This is a genomic window from Rhodococcus tibetensis, assembly GCF_024438035.1.
Lineage (GTDB): Bacteria > Actinomycetota > Actinomycetes > Mycobacteriales > Mycobacteriaceae > Rhodococcus_F > Rhodococcus_F tibetensis.
The window spans coordinates 151,312-172,556 of sequence record NZ_JANFQF010000009.1; the positions used below are offsets into that span (position 1 = coordinate 151,312).

Annotated in this window: 16 protein-coding genes; 9 read left to right on the forward strand and 7 right to left on the reverse strand. The window is 66.7% G+C overall.

What is annotated here, in order from left to right:
* The first annotated feature begins 54 nt into the window (after positions 1-54).
* Positions 55-2,550, forward strand: coding sequence for a nitrite reductase large subunit NirB (gene nirB, locus NOF53_RS13065; protein WP_255968870.1), 2,496 nt, complete (start codon positions 55-57; stop codon positions 2,548-2,550).
* Complete coding sequence (locus tag NOF53_RS13070; protein ID WP_255968872.1) at positions 2,547-2,873, forward strand: Rieske (2Fe-2S) protein; 327 nt, start codon at positions 2,547-2,549, stop codon at positions 2,871-2,873. Before nirB ends, NOF53_RS13070 begins: the two co-directional genes overlap by 4 nt.
* A 108-nt stretch (positions 2,874-2,981) precedes the next feature.
* Here the strand turns inward: NOF53_RS13070 and NOF53_RS13075 are convergent, their stop codons facing one another.
* Entirely contained in the window at positions 2,982-3,593 is a 612-nt protein-coding gene (locus NOF53_RS13075; protein ID WP_255968874.1) for a class I SAM-dependent methyltransferase, read from the reverse strand.
* A gap of 212 nt (positions 3,594-3,805) precedes the next feature.
* Positions 3,806-4,114 (reverse strand): hypothetical protein, encoded by a 309-nt coding sequence (locus tag NOF53_RS13080; protein ID WP_255968875.1) that lies wholly within the window; start codon positions 4,112-4,114, stop codon positions 3,806-3,808.
* Between the two features lie 481 nt (positions 4,115-4,595).
* On the opposite strand from NOF53_RS13080, the gene NOF53_RS13085 reads away from it, so the two are divergent.
* From NOF53_RS13085 to NOF53_RS13110, 6 genes are all read left to right on the forward strand, one after another.
* Entirely contained in the window at positions 4,596-5,717 is a 1,122-nt protein-coding gene (locus tag NOF53_RS13085) for a helix-turn-helix domain-containing protein (protein ID WP_255968878.1), read from the forward strand.
* Positions 5,718-5,899: 182 nt separating this feature from the next.
* Positions 5,900-7,051 carry a hypothetical protein gene (locus tag NOF53_RS13090; RefSeq protein ID WP_255968880.1) on the forward strand — a complete coding sequence of 384 codons (1,152 nt, stop codon included), beginning with the start codon at positions 5,900-5,902 and terminating at the stop codon, positions 7,049-7,051.
* Positions 7,052-7,347: 296 nt separating this feature from the next.
* A complete protein-coding gene (locus tag NOF53_RS13095; protein WP_255969005.1) occupies positions 7,348-8,799 on the forward strand; it encodes a TIGR02677 family protein in 1,452 nt (483 codons plus the stop codon).
* Positions 8,796-10,181: a DUF2398 family protein gene (locus NOF53_RS13100; protein WP_255968882.1), complete on the forward strand. Its 1,386-nt coding sequence runs from the start codon at positions 8,796-8,798 to the stop codon at positions 10,179-10,181. Before NOF53_RS13095 ends, NOF53_RS13100 begins: the two co-directional genes overlap by 4 nt.
* On the forward strand, positions 10,178-14,350 hold the full coding sequence (locus NOF53_RS13105; RefSeq protein ID WP_255968885.1) for a TIGR02680 family protein: 4,173 nt from the start codon (positions 10,178-10,180) through the stop codon (positions 14,348-14,350). Before NOF53_RS13100 ends, NOF53_RS13105 begins: the two co-directional genes overlap by 4 nt.
* Positions 14,351-14,353: 3 nt before the next feature.
* Positions 14,354-15,550, forward strand: a complete 1,197-nt coding sequence (locus tag NOF53_RS13110) for a TIGR02679 family protein (RefSeq protein WP_255968887.1) — start codon at positions 14,354-14,356, stop codon at positions 15,548-15,550.
* 30 nt (positions 15,551-15,580) lie between these two features.
* Here NOF53_RS13110 and mshC read toward each other — a convergent pair whose 3' ends face one another.
* From mshC to NOF53_RS13135, 5 genes are all read right to left on the reverse strand, one after another.
* Complete coding sequence (gene mshC / locus NOF53_RS13115) at positions 15,581-16,822, reverse strand: cysteine--1-D-myo-inosityl 2-amino-2-deoxy-alpha-D-glucopyranoside ligase (protein WP_255968889.1); 1,242 nt, start codon at positions 16,820-16,822, stop codon at positions 15,581-15,583.
* Between the two features lie 90 nt (positions 16,823-16,912).
* On the reverse strand, positions 16,913-17,716 hold the full coding sequence (locus NOF53_RS13120; protein ID WP_255968891.1) for an SCO1664 family protein: 804 nt from the start codon (positions 17,714-17,716) through the stop codon (positions 16,913-16,915).
* A gap of 3 nt (positions 17,717-17,719) precedes the next feature.
* On the reverse strand, positions 17,720-18,313 hold the full coding sequence (locus NOF53_RS13125) for a DUF3090 domain-containing protein (RefSeq protein ID WP_255968893.1): 594 nt from the start codon (positions 18,311-18,313) through the stop codon (positions 17,720-17,722).
* Positions 18,314-18,417: 104 nt separating this feature from the next.
* Positions 18,418-19,116, reverse strand: coding sequence for a histidine phosphatase family protein (locus tag NOF53_RS13130; protein ID WP_255968895.1), 699 nt, complete (start codon positions 19,114-19,116; stop codon positions 18,418-18,420).
* Between the two features lie 40 nt (positions 19,117-19,156).
* Complete coding sequence (locus tag NOF53_RS13135; protein ID WP_255969008.1) at positions 19,157-20,002, reverse strand: undecaprenyl-diphosphate phosphatase; 846 nt, start codon at positions 20,000-20,002, stop codon at positions 19,157-19,159.
* 241 nt (positions 20,003-20,243) lie between these two features.
* Between NOF53_RS13135 and NOF53_RS13140 the strand changes: the two genes are divergently transcribed.
* Complete coding sequence (locus NOF53_RS13140; RefSeq protein WP_255968896.1) at positions 20,244-21,173, forward strand: aldo/keto reductase; 930 nt, start codon at positions 20,244-20,246, stop codon at positions 21,171-21,173.
* Positions 21,174-21,245 lie beyond the last annotated feature (72 nt).

Below are 21,245 nucleotides of genomic sequence, written 5' to 3' on the forward strand. Positions count from 1 at the left end.
CCCATGTAACGTCCGCGCAGCCGTTACGACACGGCGGGAGCGGAACCTCGTCGTATGGCCAACACACCGAGTTCGAGCAAGCTGCTGGTCGTCGGCAACGGTATGGCCGGCGCACGCACCGTCGAGGAAATCATCAACCGCGGCGGCCGCGAGCGGTTCGAGATCACCATGATCGGCGACGAGCCCTACGGCAACTACAACCGCATCATGCTCTCGCACGTCCTCTCGGGCGAGGCGGCCGTCGACGACGAGGATCTGATCCTCAACCCGATGGGCTGGTACACCGCCAACGGCGTCACCCTCCACGCCGGTGATCGCGCGGTGGCGCTCGACCGCTTCGCGAAGACCGTCACGTGCGAAAGTGGCCGCGTCGTGGACTACGACGTGCTGATCATCGCCACCGGAAGCAACACGTTCTTCCCCAACATGGATGGCCTCCGAGAATCCGACGGGCGGCTCGCCCGCGGGGTGTTCGGATTCCGGAACATCGCCGACACCAACGGCATGCTGCAGATGGCGCAGGCCCACGACGACGTGTCCGCCGTCGTGATCGGTGGCGGGCTTCTCGGACTCGAGGCCGCCTACGGGCTCCGCACCCAAGGCCTCACCGTCAACGTGGTGCACTCCCCGGGGCACCTCATGAACCAGCAGCTCGACGAGCGGGGCGGCAGCATGCTCCGCTCCGAGATCGAGAAACTCGGTGTCGGAGTCCACACGTCGATGCGTACCACTGCGGTACTGCGCGACGACGCGGGACGTGTCACGGGCGTCTCCTTCGTCGACGGCAGCACTCTGGACGCCGACATGGTCGTCGTCACTGCCGGCATTCGTCCCAACGCCGAAATGGCCCGGGCGGCCGGACTGGTCGTCGAGCGGGGCATCGTGGTAGATGACCAGATGCGTTGCGAGGACGAAGGTTCGGTGTACGCCGTCGGTGAATGCGCACAACACCGCGGTGAAACTTACGGCCTCGTCGCCCCGGTATGGGAGCAGTCCGTGATCCTCGCGGAAGTTCTCACCGGTACCAATCCCGAAGCCGCGTATGTCGGTTCGCGCACCACCACCCAGCTCAAGGTCGCGGGCGTCGACGTGGCGGCCATGGGTGTCAAGGGCCCGGAAACGGTCGACGACGAATTCGTCCAGTACTACGAACCCCGCAGCGGCACATACAAGAGTCTCGTCGTCCGCGACGGAAAGCTGATCGGCGCCACGCTCATGGGCGATATCAGCAAAGCCGGCTACCTCACCCAGGCGTTCGACGGGAAGGTTCCCCTGCCCGAGGAACGCATCAGCATGCTCTTCGACCTCGGCACGCCCAGCGTTGCGGCCAGCGCCGCGGATCTGCCCGACGACCTGCAGGTGTGCAACTGCAACGGCGTGAGCAAGGGTGATCTGGTCGCATGCGTGCACTCCGGCGCGAAGACCCTGTCCGCGGTGTGTGCGCAGACCCGGGCGGGGAAGGGGTGCGGGTCGTGCAAGGGACTCGTCGCCGATATCGTGGCCGCCGCAGCCGGTGGCGAGCTCGAAGTCGACCCGTCCGCCGACTGGTACGTACCCTGCATCCCGATGACCAAGCCCGAACTCATCGCGACCATCCGGGAACGCGATCTCCGCGCCGTGTCACAGGTGTTCGCCGAGCTCGCGACGGACGCGAAGGAGGACGCGTCCGCGAAGATGCCACTGGCCTCACTGCTTCGCACGATCTGGGGTCCTGACTGGGTGGACGAGCGCGGCGCGCTGTTCATCAACGACCGCGTGCACGCCAACATCCAGCGCGACGGGACGTTCTCAGTGGTCCCGCAGATGAAGGGCGGCGTCACCACGCCGGAACAACTCCGCAAGATCGCCGATGTGGCCGACAAGTACGGCGTGCCGCTCGTGAAAGTGACCGGAGGACAGCGCATCGACCTCCTCGGCATCAAGAAGGAAGACCTTCCCCAGGTGTGGGGTGATCTGGACATGCCGTCCGGATTCGCCTACGGCAAGAGCATGCGCACCGTCAAGACCTGTGTCGGCACCGACTTCTGCCGGTACGGCCTGGGCGATTCGACGAGTCTCGGCATCGCGATCGAGGAGCGCTTCCAAGGTTTGGAAACGCCTGCGAAACTGAAATTGGCGGTGGCCGGCTGCCCCCGCAATTGTTCCGAGGCGTTGTGCAAAGACTTCGGAGTCGTCGCCGTTGGTGACGGCCGCTGGGAAATTTACATCGGAGGCGCCGCGGGAGCCCATGTGCGCAAGGGCGACCTCTTGGCGACCGTCGAATCACCCGAGGCCGTACTGGAACTCGGAGGCCGGTTCATCCAGTACTACCGCGAGAACGCGAAATGGCTCGAGCGCACCTACGACTTCGTGCCGAGGGTTGGACTCGAACACCTTCAGGCGGTATTGGTCCGAGACGAGGAGGACATCGTGGCAGGCTTGGACGAGCGCATTCAGACGGCAGTCGACGGCTACCGGGATCCGTGGAAGGAACGTAGCGCACCCAAATCGCCGGCACAGTTCGCGCCGTCGCTTCCTCTGCTCCCGCTCCCCCAGGTGCCGGTCCGATGACCGCGACCATCGAGGGTGCATCGGAGATCGCACTCGGCCCGGTCAGCGACCTCACACCCGGGGAGGGCCGCACGTACGTCGTGCAGGGCCGTCAGATCGCCGTGTTCCTGCTGTCCGACGGCACCGTTCGCGCCATGGACGCCGTGTGCCCCCACAAGGGCGGTCCGCTCGCCGACGGACAAATCGACGACGCGGTCGTGATGTGCCCGCTGCACCAGTACGCCTTCTCCTTCGACACCGGAGCCTGCACGTCGGAGGGCGTCGCGTCGGTACGCGCCTATCCCGCCTCCGTGCGGGAGGGGAATCTGACCCTGCGCGTCTAGGCTCGGTGCGCAGGGCTGCTTGTGAGGCACCCGATCACCGACACGCACCTACTCCGGCGAATCGACTGATGGAGTTGGCGGTGCCGCGATCCCCGTAGGAGACATCACTCAGGCGCGCGAGAACACGGCAACCAGGAACTGCGACTCGTCGGTGAACGGGCGCAGATCCCACGTCGACAGTCGCAGATCCACCGCGAGACCGGCGGTGGCGGCGTCGGTCAGGAACTGTGGGAACTCGTAACCACGATCGGCGCCGAAACCCACAACCACCCGGCCCGCAGGGCCGAGATGGCGCGCGAAGCCTGCCAACACCGCTTCCCGCGTGGACGGTGCAAGAAAGGTCATGACGTTACCTGCGCACACGATGACATCGAAGTCGGCTCCCACCCCGCGGCCCGGCAGATCCAACTCGGCGAGATCACCGACCAGCCACGTCGGACCGGGATAGTCCTCCTCCGCCGCAGCGATCAATACCGGATCGACATCGACACCGACCACGACGTGACCGGCCTCGTGTAGATAGCCACCCAAGCGACCCGGGCCGCACCCCGCATCGAGGATCCGACCGCCGCGGCCGAGCATCGCGTCGACCAGACGCGCCTCCCCGAAGATGTCTTTCCCCTCCGCCGCCATCGTTCGAAACCGCTCCACGTACCACGCGGAATGCGCTGGGTCGGCGGCCGCGAGTTCCTCCCACTGGCTGGGGGTGCGTTCACTCATCGTCGATCTCTCCTCGCTTCGGCCGGCATCCCGCTCACCGTGCCACTCCCGGACTTGCCGCTCGGAGCCGAGGCTATCCCAGGTGACCACCTGCCCGGATCGCGCGGCCACGCCCGAAAGTCCGCACGGGGCGCGGGCTGTGCTTGCAACGCCTTAGCGAACCATGAAGCTGCGCCACACCCCGCCCCCTCGAAGAGGAACCGGGGGGGGTTCTATGCGGGAACCACTATGCACAGAACCACGCCGGTGATGACAACCGTCGGCGAGACAACTACCCACCAGGACCATCGCTGGTCTCTCCCGACGAATTGCAGAGTGCGAATCATCCACAGAAGGACTGCGATGGCCAGTACGAGACTCAGCAATGTGCCGACGAGCAGTTCGTCCGGAGCCGTCATATCCGACAGCCAACTGGGCGTGTCGTACCGCATCCCGAGGAGAACGACAATCGGCAACACGGTGAAAAGCGGTATCGACCATCCTGCTGGCGGACTCGGATGCGGCTTCTGCCCTTTCGACATGCCTGACCCTTTCATGTACACAATTGCTCTGCCGCCGTGGTCCCACAGCTTGCCGGCCGTTCCGCCGTTGCGGGTGGGAATGTGAGTGTGTGTGAAGTGGAGTGTTCGTCTCGACTCAGCCAGTCGGCCGAGGTCTGAGCGGGCCAAGTGAAGTTCGGTAAACTGATATGTTCCGTCAAGGACAGATTATGCGCGTCGAAAGGAACGCCAGGAGTTCACCGTGGCGAGCAGAATGCGCCTCGTCTCGACCCGAAAGGGCGGCGTCACGGTTGACGTCGTACCGATTTCTGCCACAGTTCGATGCCACCGTGCGCCCTTCTGATAGCTCCAGCTTCCACAGAGGCGCACGGGCACTCTCCCACCGCCGGGCATCGACGTCCGACAGGCCCACTCCCCCGATTCCGTCGAGGTAGTCGGAAACGGGGGCCGCGTATTCGGATTTTCAATTCATTCCGTCTGTGACAGATGTTAAGGTCGGGACGTGTCAAGCCAGGAGAATGCTGAATTCGCGGGTCGCGAGCAAAAGGTGCCGTTTCCCAAGCCGGAGCGCGACATCGACCTTTACCGCCGGTCGATCGCGACGCTTCAGGCTGCGCTCCCCCACGGCTGGACGTTGACGTCCGGTAAGTCCCGCTCCCTCCCCGATGCCCCGGAACGCCTACTCGTCGGTGCGCCGAACGGAGAAGTGGCCTCCTTCTCGGTCATCCCAGCTCGCGGTGTGTTGGCAGGCGACGCGGCGAGATTCGCGGACGGCCTATCCAGTTCGGATCACGGTTTCGTATGCGCGCGTTACCTTTCGGAGCCGGTGCGACGCCAACTCGATGCACGCGGCCTCTCCTATGCCGACGCCACGGGCAACACCTCGCTGTCTGCTGACCGGCCCGCCATCTGGGTGCGCGATCGTGGTGCCGACGCCGATCCATGGCGAGGCCCCGGCAGGCCCGCTGCTCAGTTGACCGGCGACCCGGCAGCGCGGGTGGTGCGGGCGCTCGCCGACCATTCCGGTCAGCTCACCGTTCCGCAGCTCGTCCGGCTCTCCGGCGCCTCCACGGGCGCCACCTATCGGGTTGTCGAAACCCTCGAAGAACGCGATCTCCTCGCGCGACTCCCCCGCGGACCCGTCACCAGCGTGCGATGGCAGCAGATGTTGCGCGCCTGGAGCAGCGACGCCAGCTTCAAGGACGCCCCTACCGTCGGCTACTTCGCACCCGAAGGGGTCGCGTCCGTCCTCACCGGCCTCGCGAAGCATGCAGATCAGCTGTACGCAGTCACGGGTTCGGTCGCTGCTGCAGCGTTCATCGAGTACGCGCCGGCCCATCAGGTACAGATCTACGCCGACCACGGCGAGGCACTCGCCGCCGCCCTCCAGTTGCGACCCGTCGACGAAGGCGCCAACGTCCTCATCGCCACCCCCCGATCAGCGGCCGTGTTCGAGCGCACCCTGTTCCGAGAGAACGTTCGACTGGTGGCCCCGACTCAGGCCTTCGCCGACCTGCTCGCCGGTACGGGGCGTCACCCCCAGGAGGCCGAGCATCTCCTCGGCTGGCTCTCGGACAACGAGAGCGAATGGCGAACTCCACTCGCGGCACACCCGTCTTCGTGACGATTTCCGGCGACGTATCCATCAAAAGTGGTGAATGCGAGCGACACGACGCCGCCACGCCGCGCGTGATGGCGGGCACACGCCCGTCCGGGTAGCAGGATGTACATCTTGTGGCCGCGCCGAGCGCGTCGGACGGCCAGGCGGAATTCACCATCCGTTCGCACACGAATAGGGGTACTTGCATGTCCATGGGAGTCGGGCTCAGGATCGGCAGTGTCGTGTCCACAGCGGTGGTCGCGTCGAACGACCCGGGGTCACCGGACCCTGTCGTGATCGTCAGGGACACCGTCCTGCACATGTGCCCGGACGGCACCGCGATCCTCGGCGGTTCGGCACCGCAGACCCTCGGCCAGACCCACACCGTGTCGGGGTTTCTCTCGCGGGTCGGTGACCCTGCCGGCGTCGCAGTGGGTGACACCGCCCGGTACCGCGCCGAAGACTTGGTCGCAGGTGCCATGCGCTGCCTGCTCCGGGAGTGTGAACCACTCCCCGACCACGGTGGGCGAACCGGCGGTGCCCCCGACATCATGGCGTCGTACCCCACCCGCTGGGACTCGACTGCGGTCGCTGCCTTGCGCGACGCCCTCGACTACGCCGACATGTCGTATTTGTCCCTGGTGTCGGACGCCGAGGCGGCAGCCGCCTGGTTCGAGTCCGAAATTGCCGAGCGGCCTGGGCAATTGGTCGGAATCTATCACGTCGACGACACGGGTGCGACGGTTGCGTTGATCCGTTCCGGAGTCGAAGCAGGCAAGGCATTCCGCTTCGGATCAGGGGGTACCCCTTCCGCCCAGATCGCCACCGCGCTGGGTGCATTCGGATGGCTGCCGAGCAACCTCGACGCCGTCGTGGTCACCGGTGACGGGCTGATCGCACGGGACGCAGCAGCGATTCGCGGCTTCGCGACCTCGGTGAGCGAGAAGTTCGACGTGCGGTGTGTCGTCGGCCCCGGCCCGGAGCAGACAGCTGCCCTCGGCGCGGCCATTCGCGCAGCGGGGTTCAACCCGACGACGCACCGGGTCACCCCTATCGGACTCCCGCCCTCCTACGACGTCACCGAGGTGATCGACGCCGTCGTCGGTGAGCCACTGCCCGACGCAGCCGAAACGCCGAGACCGAAGCGCACCACAGCGCCCGCGTCTGCCGCGGCGGTCGGCGCCTCCCCCGGGCGCGTCTCGGGTGGAACGGCCGTCGCGACATCACCGGAACCGCGTGCCACCGCGCAGGACGAAGCCTTCGCCGACTCGACCTCCCGAAGTTCGTGGCTGGTCGCAGCAGTGGTCGGGCTGGCGCTCGTGCTGGTCGCGATCGTCTTCGTCCTGTTCGTCCTGTGACAGCCGGCCTTGCCCACGGGCGATGTAAAGGCGTTACGAACTGGTGGTGTTCGGTCGGGACTCGCGCTCGGCGGGAGCGAGGTCGGTCGAATATCAGTACGGTCCCGATATTCGGGAAACTTGGGTCTTCCGTCCCGCTCCGATTCTGCGCGTCGCAGCGATTGCGCAGGTCGGCACGGCGTTCGGTCATGGGGTGGACGACCGCATAACCTGTTCCGGTGAGCGAATCAGGCAACTCCCGTGAGTGGTCGCGTCCCGAGGGGCCACTCCCCGATCTCCTCGTACGCGACGATCGGCTGAAGCTGTTCTCCTTCGCCACCGCCGAGAAGCGTGTCGAGTATCTGTGGGTGCTTCGGGCGTTCGACCATGCCCGTGCCAACTATGTCGTGCTAGTGCATGCTGCGGAGGTGGCCACCATCCTCGGACGTATCGCCGCCGACGACGCGTCCGGTCAGCTCTCCTCCGCAGAAATCACCCCCCTGCTCGAGCAACTGCACGTATGGGAGGTCCTCGAACGCAGCTACGACGGAACGCGAGCCGCCAGCCTCGCCGAATATCGGAACCGGCATTTCGTCTACCAATTCAGCCAGGCCGGCTACCAGGTGTTCCGGGCTGTCGAGGACGTCCTTGCCGCCCGCCTCGACGACGCCTCACTCTCCCGGCTCGCCCTGCCCGAACTGCTGTCGGACATGAAGGAACTGGCTGCCGCCAACAAGTCGGCCGACAACGACTTGATCTTCCGTAAGCTCAGTCGCCTCGACGCCACGTTGTCCGATATGGCCACCCGCGCCGCTCACTTCTATCTCACACTCGGCGATCTGGTGCGCACCACGGAGATCACTCCGGAAACCTTCCTGTCCCACAAGGATGCGCTCCTCACCCACATGCGGGAGTTCAGTTCCGACTTGTCCCGCTACGCGCCGAAACTGGCTGAAGCGATCAGAGAGGTCGACGACACCGGGATCGACGACCTCCTCCGGAGGGCCGCGGCGAGCGACGAGCGGGTGTTCCTTTCGCCAGCCGAGCGGGAGGCCGATTGGCGCGCACGGTGGAACGGCCTTACGCACTGGTTCCTGCCACCGGAATCCGGGCCGAGTGAGTCGGAGCGACTTCGCGAAGGCACCATGAGTGCCATCGCCGCCGTGCTCTCGCTGCTGCGGCGGGTCACCGAGACGCGTCGCGGCGGCGTCAGCCGGGAAAGTCAGCTCCGGCACCTCGCGGGGTGGTTCGCTGCCGCTCCCTCCGAGGAAGCGTCGCACGCGCTGTTCCGGGCCGTGTTCGACCTCGGTCGTCCCCGCCATCTGTCCATGGTGCATCCGGATGCCGACATCATTCCCGACTCGCGGTCGTGGTGGGAGGCACCGCCCGTCGAGATCTCGCGCACGCTCGCCGAGACGGGACGTGCGCCCACCCCCGGGGCGCCTGCCCGTGTTCAACGAAACGACGCCAGCATCAGACGGTTGCGTGAAGAACAGTTGGCCGGTCAGCGCGCACGGGCCTCTGCGGCGAGATCTCTCGCCTCGGGTGGAGTACACGAACGGGTACTCGACAACGCCGAAACCGACGTTCTCCTCAGCCTCCTCGACGCCGCGTTGACGGCGCGTGTCCCTGTGAGCGGGAAAGTCACCGGCGCGTCCGGGTCCGGAAACGGAGTGAAACTCACCTTGACTCCCCACTCGGAATCCACCGTCGTCCACACTGCCCGCGGCCGCCTCTACCTCGACGGACTGCGGGTGAGCGTCCAGTGAGGGCGAGGGAGATACCGCCGCTGGCACTCGATTCGTACCAGCGAGCGGCACGCATCATTCTGTCCAATCATCTGGTGACGCAGACCTACCCGGATCGGATCGCGCTGCCGCTGCTCCGTCGGTGGGCCACCGAACTGCGTGACGACCTACTCGAACTGTTCGGGTATCGACTCGAGGTCACCGAAACCACCGCGCGGCTGTTCACCGTCGCCGATCGACTCGACGCCGGAACACCGGCCAAGACCGCGACGGACCGGACGTTCGACCGCTACCGCTACGCGTACCTCGCGCTGGCACTGGCCGCGCTCGGAAGGGCGGGCAACCAAATCACCCTCTCCGAACTCGCAGACCACGTGGCAGCCTCCGCAACGCAGGTCGAGGGCATCGAACTGGCGACCGAGCGTGCCGCAGACCGGGACGCCTTCGTCGACGCGGTCAGCTGGCTCGCGAACCGAGGCGCGATAGCGCTGGCCGACGGTGATGCAGGCGGCTGGGCAGCCAATCCCGATGCGGGTGAGGCGCTGTACGATATCGACCGCTCGGTGGTCATCGCCCTGTTCCGGCCGTCCCGGGCTCTCCAGCACCTGCGTTCGATCCGCGAACTTCTCTCCGGAAGCGGTGCCGACACAGATTCCGCCGCGTTCGACCGCACCGCCGACAACAAGGAGGTCGCTCGGCGGGTTCGACGCGCCCTTGTCGAGTGTCCCGTCGTCTACGCTGCCGACCTCGACGAAGACGAACAACTGCAGCTCGCCCTCCCCCGAACCTCCGCAGACGTCGAACTTCTCACGGGACTGGTCGCCGAACGGCGCCGCGAGGGCATCGCCATGATCGACTCGTCGGGACGTCTGTCCGACATCCGATTTCCGGGCACAGGCACCGTCGCCCAGGTCGCGTTGCTGCTCGCGGGCGAGCTCGCGGACCACGTGCTCGATCCCGACGCACCCGAATCGGTGCAGTTGTCGGTCCCTGCGCAACAGACGACAGCCCTGATAGAGCAGCTGGACGGTGCCGTTCCGCTGTCCGGAATCTTCGACAGCCTGGCCACCGACGCCCCCGACATCTCGGCACCGCCGGCAACGGCCGAACCGGCTGTGTATCCGTTCGTGGAGGACAGCTGGATTCGACTGACCATGACGTCACTGGTCGATCGTTTCGGCAAGACGTTCGCCGCCGGGTGGCAGGCAGACCCCGAGGGATTGGGGCGGGCCGCCGTCGCACTCCTCGACCGGCTCAGTCTGGCCTCCGCCGTCCCCGGCGGGATTCTCGTACTTCCGGCGCTTGCCCGATATCGCGGTGTCGTCGTCAACATTCGCGACCGCAACCCGGAAATCGACCTGTTCCCTCATTCGTCGAACGACAGCAAGGACACCTTCGCATGACCAGCGCGCGCTTCCGGCCCACCCGTGCCGGGATCATCAACCTCTGGGACTACCGCGACCAGGAGTTCTCCTTCGCCGACGGCCGATTGGTGCTGCGGGGCCCCAACGGGTCCGGCAAGACGAAGGCACTCGAAGTCCTGTTCCCGTTCGTCCTCGACGGCCGCATCGAACCTCGGCGGCTCAATCCTTTTGCGGGTGAGGAGCGGACGATGAAGTCGAACCTTCTCTACCGTGGCCAGGACAGCGCGTACTCGTATGTGTGGATGGAGTTCTGCCGAGGCCCGAAGGACGATCCCGAGGCAGTCACCGTGGGCATCGGGATGCGCGCGAGCAGGTCCAACGACAAGGTCACCCGGTGGTATTTCGTCGCCGACGGCCGCGTCGGCGTCGACTTCTCGTTGCTCGGCGCAGACGATCGCCCATTGACGAAGAAGCAGTTGGGTGAGCAGATCGGAACCGACTGCCTGACCGACCGGCCGGTGGACTATCGCGCTGCGATCGATGCCCGCATGTTCGGCCTCGGCGCCGAGCGCTACGACCAGTTGATCAACCTGATCCTTACCCTCCGGCGTCCACAGCTCGCCAAGAACCTCGACCCGAAGGGGTTGTCCCAGGCGTTGACCGACGGTCTGCGACCCCTCGACGAGCAACTGGTACTCGAGGCTGCCCGCTCGTTCAGCGACATGGAAGAAGTGGGGCGCGCCCTCGAAGGTCTCGCGGCCGCTGATGAGGCAACGCAGCGGTTCGTCGGTGTGTACACCAAGTACCTGCGCCAGCAGGCGCGTTCGGACATCGACCAACTCGCCGGACGACTCGAGGCCGTCGATACCGGAATCACCGCACTGCGCGAGACCGCAGCCGAACAAACGCGGAGCCGGGAGGCCCGCGAAGCGGCCGAGCAGGGTTTCATCGACGCCGAGCGCGCGCTGGACCAGGCGACCGAGAATCTCGACGCCCTCAAGCGTTCCACCGCCTACGAGGGACGCACACAACTCGACGACCTTGCCCAGGCCGTGGCCACCCTCGAGAAGTCCACCGAGCAACAAGTCGACAAGGCCGCGAAAGCACAGGCCACGCTGGTGCAGCGCACCGAGGAGGCCGGACGGGCCGACGCCGCTGTCACGAAACTGGCGGAGGTGCTCGCGCGCGCAGAGGACGAACTGCAGGTCGCCGCCGAGGACGCCGGCATCACCTGGACCGCGCTGCCCACGGGTGCCCGCACCGACCAGCTGACTGCGGCACTGCACGGTCACGCCGAGGAGCGCGACGGTGACGTGCGGGCTGTGCGAGCTGCGTTGAGCACGGTTGAGAAAGCCGCCACCGAACGAGCCCGCGCTGACGCCGCAGCGCGTCGAAGCCGTGAACAACTCGAACAGGCCCGCGCCGCGATCCTCGAGGCCGAAGCGGCTGTCGAGCTCGCGCGCAGCGAAACCGCGGCCGCCCTACGATCCTGGTGGATCGAGCATTCGCCGCTGTACACCGCCCTCGAAGTGCCCGCCACGCTCGTCGACGCCCTCGACGCCGCGTTACGCAAAGCCGGCGAAGACGACTCGCCCACCTTGGCCGAAGTTCTCACCGCGCACACCGCCGACGCGCTCGAGTCGCTGCAATCCCGTCGTCGTCGCGCGGAATCCGACATCGCGGTGCTCACCGAGCGAATCAGCGAACTGCGAGTCACCCGTGCGGAGGTCGCCGCCGAGCACGACGACGCCCCTGCGCCTTTCGCGGCCCGAACGGGATCGCGAGCGGACTTGCCCGGCGCGCCGCTGTGGCGTCTGGTGCGGTTCCGCGACAACGTGGAGGCCACAGTGGCGACTGGCGTCGAGTCGGCACTGCAAGCCGCGAACCTCCTCGACGGGTGGATCTTCGGCGGCGACGGACCGCTGCCGGATTCGGAGTCCGAGCAGTTCCTGCTGGCGTTGCCGAAGGGAGATCGCCCGGGCGGCCGAACTCTGGCGGAGGTTCTCGAAGTCGAGCCCGATACCGGCGTCCCCGCGGATCGTGTGCAGGCCGTGCTCGAGTCGATCGCCTGGGCGCCGGAAAGCGGCTCGGTGGCCGGCACGGTGGTCGCCGTCGATGGTTCGGGTGGATACCGGCAAGGCGTGCAACAGGGTTCACACACGAAGAGTGATGCGGAGTACATCGGCGCCACGGCCCGCGCGCGCAGGCGGGCGACGCGAATCGCCGAACTCGATCGGACCATCGACGAGTCCGAGGCAGCGCTGACCGACGCCCGCACCGCCGAGGCGGAAGCCGTCGCGTTGTCCGCGCAGGTTGCCACGATCAGCCGGTCACTCCCCCGCACCGCAGCGGTTCTGCGCGCGCTCAAATCGGTGACCGAGAATGCGGGGGTGCTCCGCTCTCGCACCGAGGCGTCGGCGGCGGCGGATCGCGATCTCGATCAGGCCATCGCCGACCTGTCGGCCAAGGAGAAGCAGCTGCGCGCCGCAGCCGTCGCCCACCGAACTCCGTACCTGGCACGCGAAGTCGACTCACTGGCCGCGGCCATTCGGCATTTCGAAAAGCAGGGCGAGCTGGTATTGCGCTGTCGGCGTGAGCATCTCAAGGAACTCGAGCACACCCGGGAAACGCACGACCGACTCGCGGAAGCACGCGGCAACGCGGAGGAGTTCGCTGAGGAGGCGGCCATCGCCGAAGAGAGCCTCGCAACTCAGGTCCAGCGGCTGGACACCCTTCGCGAAAGTCTCGGTGCCAGCGCGGAGCAGATCGACGCTCAACTCGGAGACGCGCATGCCCGAATCGAGGCGTGTAAGCAGCGGCAGCGGGAAGCACGCAAAGCGGACAAGGATGCCGGAGAGGCGATCGGCAAGGCCGAGGGGGCGTACGCGGCGGCCGTCGCCACCCTGCGTATCGCGCTCACCGAAACCCACAACGATGCGGCGCGCCTCGCCCCGTACGCACGACGCGACCTCCTCGAACTGCTCGGCGTCGACATCGAACATGTGTGGCCCGCGAGTCCTGCGGCGTGGATGAATGCGGATCAGCTCGTCTACCGAATCCAGAACGCGGACAGCACAGCACAGGTCCTGCCCAGTGAGGTTCTCGCCCTGTACAGCGCGCTGGATTCTGGCACCGGCTCGGTGCGGGTCAGCGAGGCGGCACGCAAGTCCACTCGCACCGCGCTCACCACAGCCCTGCAGGACTTCGACGCCGGCCTCGCGTCCGCCGGCCAGGACTACCGCGTGCAGTGGGATGCACCGGACGGGCTCACAGTGGTTCAGGTTCAGGACGATCAGGGCTACTCGTCGGTGGGTGCGTTCGCGTCCCGGATCGCCGCTGCCCGGACCGATCAGGAACTCCTCCTCACCGAATCGGAACGACGCATACTCGAGGACGCCCTCCTCACCGGGCTCGCTCAGCAGATCCACGAACGCACCATCGATGCTCGCGACCTGATCGCCCGGATGGGTTCGGAAATGCGGGAGCGGCGGATGTCGTCGGGCAACACGATCGGCGTGCACTGGGTTCTCGCCGACAACCTCGACGACAACGCACGCGCCATCTCGAAACTGCTCGATCGCGATGCGTCCGCGCTGAGTCCGGACGACCTCGCCACCATGCGAGCACATTTCGCGGCGCAGATTCGCACCGCCCGGGCCGCGCACCCCGAACGCTCGTACCCCGAGATCCTCGCCTCCGCGCTCGACTACCGCAGATGGCGGGTGTTCTCCTTCACCCTCGTCGGCGGCGACGGCAGCGAGGACCGGCTCACCGTCGCCCGGCACAGTGCACTCTCCGGCGGGGAGCAATCCGTGTCGCTCCACCTGCCGCTCTTCGCGGCCGCCCACGTGATGCTCGACTCCGCCGATCCACACGCGCCGCGACTTCTCGCGCTCGACGAGGCCTTCGCCGGCGTCGACGACAACGGTCGCGGTGAGCTACTGGGGTTGAGCGTCCAGTTCGATCTCGATCTGTTCATGACCGGGTACGACCTCTGGATCACGTACGCCGGGGTCCCGGGGTGCGCACACTACGACCTCGCGCACTCGACGGCGGAACACAGTGTCAGCGCCGCGCTGCTGGTGTGGGCCGACGGCGAACTACTCGCCGAACACGACGGAACCGATCTGGCGCGCGCTCTCGGATCGCCCTTGCGCAGACGAGTGCCCTCTCCCGCCGAGGGCGGATTCGAATTCGCCGAGGTGTGAGGTGTGAGTAGCTGGGACGGAACGCCCGAACTCGCGGAGCTCCTCGACGCGGCGCGCAGAAAGCTCGAGCGGAACTGGTTGCGTATCGAGGACACGGTCGATGTCACTGCGTCGCCGTTGGCACCGGAACTGTGGCGGCTCTGCACTGCCATTCGCGGGGGTCGCGCCAAAAGCTTCACCAAGAAGATCACTGTTCCGCTGACCGAGATCGACCGATGGTTACACGACAACACGGGGCAAGGCCTCCTCGCTACGCTCGGACCGCTGACCAACAAGAAGCTGGCCGAAGCCGAGAAGAGCGCCTACCGCGAACACTGGCCTCGTGAGATAAGGAGCCGACTCGGTGAGGGTGCCGACGAATTTTGGGTCGAGTGGCTCCGCTCGAGCGGCAAGTTCGTCCAACAGAACTACTTCCCCGCGCTTCGTGCTGCACCCGAGGTTTTGAAGTACCTCCCGGCCGAGGACATTGCACTCACCGAACTCGCCGAACGCGCAACGGGCGACACCAAAGCATTAGGGCGCGACGGCAGATTGGCGTCGATTGTCCTGCATGCCCTGGCTCTGAAGCAGGGAGTCCCCCGGCCGGACTCGGTCGAAGCCGAACGTGCGGTGTGGGAAGCCGCGGGCGTGATCGTCGACACTCTGTCGAGCCAAGTGATGGTGCTCGGAATGCGGGCACGCGACGAACACCTGCTCGGCCGGTTCCTGAACGAGTCGGCGGAGGCCGGGCTTCCGTTCGTCATCACGCTCGATCAACTCACGCGCTTTCCGGTAACGGGATTCGAAGGACCGGTGTTCGTCTGCGAGAACCCTGCGGTGCTCGCCGCGGCAGCCCGCACGCTCGGTGCCCAGTGCCCGGCACTGATCTGCACACAAGGCCAGCCGTCCGCGACGGCACGCCGCCTCCTCGCCGCGTGCTCCGACATACATTGGCGCGGCGACTTCGACTGGACCGGACTCCGCACCACCGCCGCGGCGATAGACCGCTACCTGGCCGTTCCCTGGCTCATGGACGCGGACACCTACCGCACCGCTTCGAACCGCGGGCCGTCGGAGTCCTTCAAGGAATCCGACCTTCTGTACGACGCTACGTGGGATACGGAACTGTCCGCACTTATGAGAGCAACCGGGCGTGCGGTGATGGAAGAACGGATCATTCCCGAACTCCTCGCCTCACTACGTGCCGCGAGCACTGCTTAACCGCGGGCGGTTCAGAGCATCACGGGCGCGTCAGTGCAGAGAGATCCCGAGGAGTGCGTCCACGGCAGCGGCGAAGTCGCTCGGCGCGTTCGTGTCCGAGCCGCCGTGATCGAGCGCGCGGCGGGCCCAGCCGTCGAGGGCGTCGAGGGCCTTCGGGGTGTCGAGGTCGTCGGCGAGATGCTGACGCAGCCGGGCGATCGTGTCTGTGGCCGACTGCGCCGACTCCAGGGCAGCGGCGTCCTTCCACAGCTTCAGCCGGGTGTGCGCTTCGGCGAGCACCTGCTCGGTCCACGGGCGGTCCTGCCGGTAGTGCCCCGAGAGCAGTCCGAGCCGGATGGCCGCGGGGTCGACGCCGCCGCCGCGTAGCTTCGAGACGAACACGAGGTTGCCGCGGCTCTTCGACATCTTCTCGCCGTCGAGGCCGATCATCCCGGTGTGCACGTAGTGGCGGGCGAAGCGACGGTCTCCCGTGACTGATTCGGCGTGCGCAGCCGAGTACTCGTGGTGCGGGAAGATCAGGTCACTGCCCCCGCCCTGTACGTCGAAGCCCGAGCCGATGCGATTGAGGGCGATGGCAGAACATTCGATGTGCCAGCCGGGACGGCCCTGGCCGAACGGCGCCGGCCACGACGGCTCGCCGGGACGGGCGGCGCGCCACACCAGGGCGTCGAGGGGATCTTCCTTTCCGGGGCGCTCGGGGTCGCCGCCGCGCTCCGCGAAGAATTTCTCCATCGTCTCCCGGTCGTATCCGGACTCGTACCCGAACTGCTCGGTGGCACTGGTACGGAAGTACACATCGGGGAACTCTGCGTCGTCGACGATGTAGGCGGCGCCGGAGGCGAGGAATTTCTCGACGAGCTCCACCACTTCGTTGACCGACTCGACGGCCCCGATGTAGTCGCGGGGAGGGATGACTCGCAGGGCCTCCATGTCCTCCCGGAAGAGTGCCGTCTCCCGCATGCCGAGCACGACCCAGTCCTCGCCGTCACGGGCGGCGCGCTCGAACAGCGGGTCGTCGACATCGGTGACGTTCTGGACGTAATGCACTTCGTGCCCGGCGTCACGCCACAGCCGGTTCACCAGATCGAACGTCAGATACGTCGCAGCGTGACCGAGGTGAGTGGCGTCGTAGGGAGTGATACCGCACACGTACATGGTTGCCGTGCGCCCCGGGGTGACCGGGCGAACCTGCCGGTCAGCGGTATCGAACAACCGCAGCGGGGGCCCCTGGCCAGGGACGGACGGGACAGCGGTATCGGACCAAGACTGCATGATTGCGAGCCTAGTGGACCGGCGTAGGAGCCCTCGATGGAGCCGCCGCCCGACGGCCTTGAACGGGTTCCAGTCCCCTGGTCGGAGCTATCAGAACGCGGGCCACGGGATCGGCCGGTGCCCGTTGGGACGTGGCATCACCGGGGCGTCGAGCAGGTCGACCGCCCGTTCGTACAGCGCCGCGACCTCGGCGGAGGTGATGTGCTCCGCGAGCTTCACGCCGAAGTCGCGCTCGAGCGCCGGAATCAACTCGGCGATATCGACCACCAGGGCACCGGGCACCTGTGTCCCTGCCCACCCCCACAGCACTGTCCGCAGTTTGTTCTCTCTGTGCAGGCAGATTCCGTGGTCGACGCCGTACACGGAACCGTCGAGCCCTTCGAGCGCGTGACCACCTTTGCGGTCGGCGTTGTTGATGAGGATGTCGAGGACGGCCATGCGCTGCAGTCTGGGGTCGTCGGCGTGGATGAGGGCCACCGGCTCTCCATCCATGTCGCTGGCGCGCAGGATCTCGAACCACCCCTCCGGCACGGCACCGGGCGCGCAGACGTCGACCAGGTCGAGTCCGCCGCCGTCGTCTCCGTGACGGTCAGCGGTGTCCACCCATTGCTGCACCATGCCCCGCCCGAAGGGACCGTCCCGGAGGAGGGTGCGGGGAATCACACCCCACCCGAGCTGTTCGGACACCAGGTACGACGCGTACTCCCGGCCGGCGAGGGTTCCGTCGGGGAAGTCCCACAGCGGCCGCTCCCCGCGAATCGGTTTGTACACGCACCGGACCGACGTCTCCCCGACGACCGCATCACAAACCAGCGTGGCGTTGCTGGCATGGGTGATCTGGCCGATGAGGGTCAGTTCGCCGAACTCCAGAGGGTCCGAATCCTCGGCGGGCAACTGTCAGTCCTCCTCGTCCGTCTCCGGGGTGAGTCCGAAGCTGTGGCCGCGGCGGTACCCGTTGGTGCGGATGCAGATGTGCCCCTCAGGCATGAGCGGCTCTCCACACAGCGGGCACGGTGCCCGGCCGGCCGCGATAACTCGTTCGGATCGAAGCGAGAAGTCCCTGGCCTGCAAGGGTGTGAGGAAGACCCGTACGGCATCCGGTCCGTCGTCCGAGTCGTCGAGGACGACCGACTCGTCGAATTCCGTCTCGGTGACTGCCAGAAGCTCCACGACCACGGCCCCGGCGTCCGCGTCCCAGCCCAGGCCCATCGTCCCCACCCGGAATTCGGCGTCGATGGGGGTGACGAGCGGGCTCGCGTCGTCGAGTTCGTCGCCTTGCGGCGGAACTTCTGTACCGAACCGGCGGTGCACTTCCTCGAGGAGGAGTCCCATCCGATCGGCGAGCACCTGAACCTGCTGCTTCTCCAACAAAACGCTGACGACACGTGTCTCGTGAACCGCCTGGAGATAAAACGTCCTGTCGCCGGGCTCACCCACCGTTCCCGCAATGAACCGGTCAGGAGTGCGGAATACGTGAATCGCGCGTGACATTGCACCTCCTTCAGCTGGAGCCGGGCCCTTCTGCGGCGCTGCCCACTCGTTGATCCGTCTCGGACTCTTCCTAGCAGCGTGCCCCGTTCATTATCCGTCAATCGTTACAGGCGGACCTCCCCGCCGGGGACCGACCCCGAAACTTCGGCGGTGGCACCGTCCCCCGACGCGGGTGATGTGTTGACCCCCGACAGGTCGTGGCCGGTGTCGTTCATCTTCAGCACGTACGGCCGGGTGGAGGTGTAACGGACGACGCTGATGGATGCGGGCTCGGCGACGATCCGCTGAAAGCCGTCGAGGTGCGAGCCGAGTGCATCGGCGAGCACCGCCTTGATGACGTCACCGTGCGAGCATGCCACCCAGACCACGTCCCGGCCGTGCCGTTCCACGAGCCGCGCATCATGCTCCCGGATGGCTGCGACCGCCCGGGCCTGCACCTGCGCGAGGCCCTCACCGCCAGGAAACACCGCCGCAGAGGCGTGTTGCTGGACGACCTTCCACAGCGGCTCCTCCAGCAGAGCCTTCAGCTCACGGCCGGTCCAGTCGCCGTAGTCGACCTCCACGAGCCGGTGTTCCACCACCGGGGTCAGTCCCCGCGCCCGCGCGAGCGGCTGCACCGTCTGCTCGCACCGCAACAGCGGCGAGTGCACGATCTCCTCGATCGCCACGTCCGCAAGCCGGGCGACGACTCCCTCCGCCTGTTCCCGGCCGTGGTCGTCGAGTTCGACTCCCGGGGACCGGCCGGCGAGCGTGCGTGCAGTGTTGGAGGTCGACCGCCCATGGCGCAGCAGCACAACTGTCATTGGCCCAGCCTAGTGTCGCGCATGCGCCGACCGCCCGATCTCATGTTGCCGACACGACGCCGGTTGCCAGGAGCGACAACACCACGGCGCCCAGGATGATGCGGTAGCCGACGAACCAGTACATCGAGTGGTCGACGACGAAGCGGAGCAGCCACGCGATCGACGCATACCCGATAGCGAACGCGATCAGCGTCGCGACGAGCAACTGGGCACCACTCGCGTTGAGGCCTTCGCCCGAGGGTTCGAACGCGTCGGGGAGGCTGAAAAGACCCGACGCGACGACGGCCGGAATAGCGAGGAGGAACGAATACCGGGCCGCGGCCTCGCGGGTCAGTCCGAGAAACAAGCCCGCGCTGATCGTGCCGCCGGACCGCGACACGCCGGGAATCAGGGCCAGGGCTTGAGCCGTACCCATGATGATCCCGTCCTTGGCGCGCAGATCCTCGATCGGACGAACCTTGCGCCCGTAGTACTCCGCTGCCGCGATGACGAGTGCGAAAACGATCAACATGGTGGCGATCAACCAGAGATTGCGTGCCCCCGTGCGGATCTGATCCTTGAAGAGAAAGCCGAGGATTCCTACCGGGAGGGTGCCGATGATGACGTACCAGCCCATCCGGTAGTCGAGGTCACCTCGATGTTCGGGGTGCAGCAGTCCACGGAACCACGCAACGATGATCCGTCCGATGTCGCGGGCGAAGTAGATGAGAACGGCGGCTTCGGTGCCGAGCTGGGTGACGGCGGTGAAGGAGGCACCCGCGTCGTCACCGAAGAAGACCTCGGACACGATTCGCAGGTGACCGGACGAGGAGATAGGCAGAAACTCCGTCAAGCCCTGGACGACTCCGAGGACGATCGCCTGGAGCCACGACATCGCCTCCCCCATCACTGACCTGTCCCGAGGTGCAGGGCCCCGGCCCGCGTGGCCTCGAATCTGCTGTTCGGACGCCAATTTCCCATGTCGCGTTCGTCATTCACCGGCGCCACGGTACCGGGAGGCCCCGCCCGCGGCAGAATCCGGCGTGGCAGGGCGGCCTGTTCCGCGCGACACCATTACGCTGCTCCTGTGGTGGCCCGTCCCGGGTGGCAGTGGCACTCCGGGGAAACAGCACGAGACGCAGGCGGTTATGGAACAGAGATCGGTCGGAGCAAGTGGTCTACGGGTGTCACGCCTCGGCCTGGGAACGCTCACGTGGGGACGCGACACCGACGGCGACGAAGCCGCCGCGCAGATCGCGGCCTTCGTCGATGCGGGAGGCACCCTTGTCGATACCTCGCCTGCCTACGGCGACGGTGCGGCGCAGCGCATCCTGGCGGAGTTGCTCGACGACGTGGTGCCGAGAACCGAACTCGTCCTGAGTTCGAGTTCCGGCATCAACCCGCACGGTCCCTCGCGCATCGACTGCTCGCGCCGAGGACTGCTCGCGCAACTCGACGCCACGCTGCGCGAACTCGGAACCGACTATCTCGACATGTGGCAGGTTGCCACCTGGGATCCGTTCACCCCGGTCGACGAGGTGGCCGCGACACTGGATTTCGCGGTGTCGAGTGGCCGCGTCCGCTATGTCGGCGCCCGCGGCTACCTCGGGTGGCAGCTGGCCACCGCTGCGGGCGCATCCCGCGGTACCACCCTGGTTGCGACGCAGGTGGAGTACTCGCTGCTCGCGCGCGGGGTCGAGGAGGAAATCATTCCTGCCGCCGCGCATCACGGGATCGGGGTGTTCGCGGCGGTGCCGCTTGCGGGCGGCGTCTTGACCGGCAAATACCGGAACGGGATTCCCGTCGACTCCCGTGGTGCCGACGACGCGCACTCGCAGGACGTGCAGAATTACCTCACCGACTCCTCGGTCGGCGTAGTCGATGCGGTCGTCACCGCCGCGGACGGGCTCGGAACCTCCCCGCTGGCGGTCGCGCTCGCGTGGGCACGGGACCGCCCCGGTGTCGCAAGCGCGGTGGTCGGTGCCCGGGACATCGCCCAGTTGACCGGTGTACTCGTCGCCGAGGAACTCGAGTTGCCGCCCGCGATCTCCGCGGCCCTCGACGACGTCAGCGCCTGACGGCCGGTGAGGGCGCTCACCGCACGAAGGCAGCGGCAAACCAGGGCAGGCTAACCTGGTGCTCAACCGTCG

Coding starts and splice junctions, on each gene's coding strand:
- nirB (WP_255968870.1), top strand. CDS start 55: ATGGCCAACACACCGAGTTCGAGCAAGCTGCTGGTCGTCGGCAACGGT.
- NOF53_RS13070 (WP_255968872.1), top strand. CDS start 2,547: ATGACCGCGACCATCGAGGGTGCATCGGAGATCGCACTCGGCCCGGTC.
- NOF53_RS13075 (WP_255968874.1), bottom strand. CDS start 3,593: ATGAGTGAACGCACCCCCAGCCAGTGGGAGGAACTCGCGGCCGCCGAC.
- NOF53_RS13080 (WP_255968875.1), bottom strand. CDS start 4,114: ATGTCGAAAGGGCAGAAGCCGCATCCGAGTCCGCCAGCAGGATGGTCG.
- NOF53_RS13090 (WP_255968880.1), top strand. CDS start 5,900: ATGTCCATGGGAGTCGGGCTCAGGATCGGCAGTGTCGTGTCCACAGCG.
- NOF53_RS13105 (WP_255968885.1), top strand. CDS start 10,178: ATGACCAGCGCGCGCTTCCGGCCCACCCGTGCCGGGATCATCAACCTC.
- mshC (WP_255968889.1), bottom strand. CDS start 16,822: ATGCAGTCTTGGTCCGATACCGCTGTCCCGTCCGTCCCTGGCCAGGGG.
- NOF53_RS13125 (WP_255968893.1), bottom strand. CDS start 18,313: ATGTCACGCGCGATTCACGTATTCCGCACTCCTGACCGGTTCATTGCG.
- NOF53_RS13130 (WP_255968895.1), bottom strand. CDS start 19,116: ATGACAGTTGTGCTGCTGCGCCATGGGCGGTCGACCTCCAACACTGCA.
- NOF53_RS13135 (WP_255969008.1), bottom strand. CDS start 20,002: ATGGGGGAGGCGATGTCGTGGCTCCAGGCGATCGTCCTCGGAGTCGTC.
- NOF53_RS13140 (WP_255968896.1), top strand. CDS start 20,244: ATGGAACAGAGATCGGTCGGAGCAAGTGGTCTACGGGTGTCACGCCTC.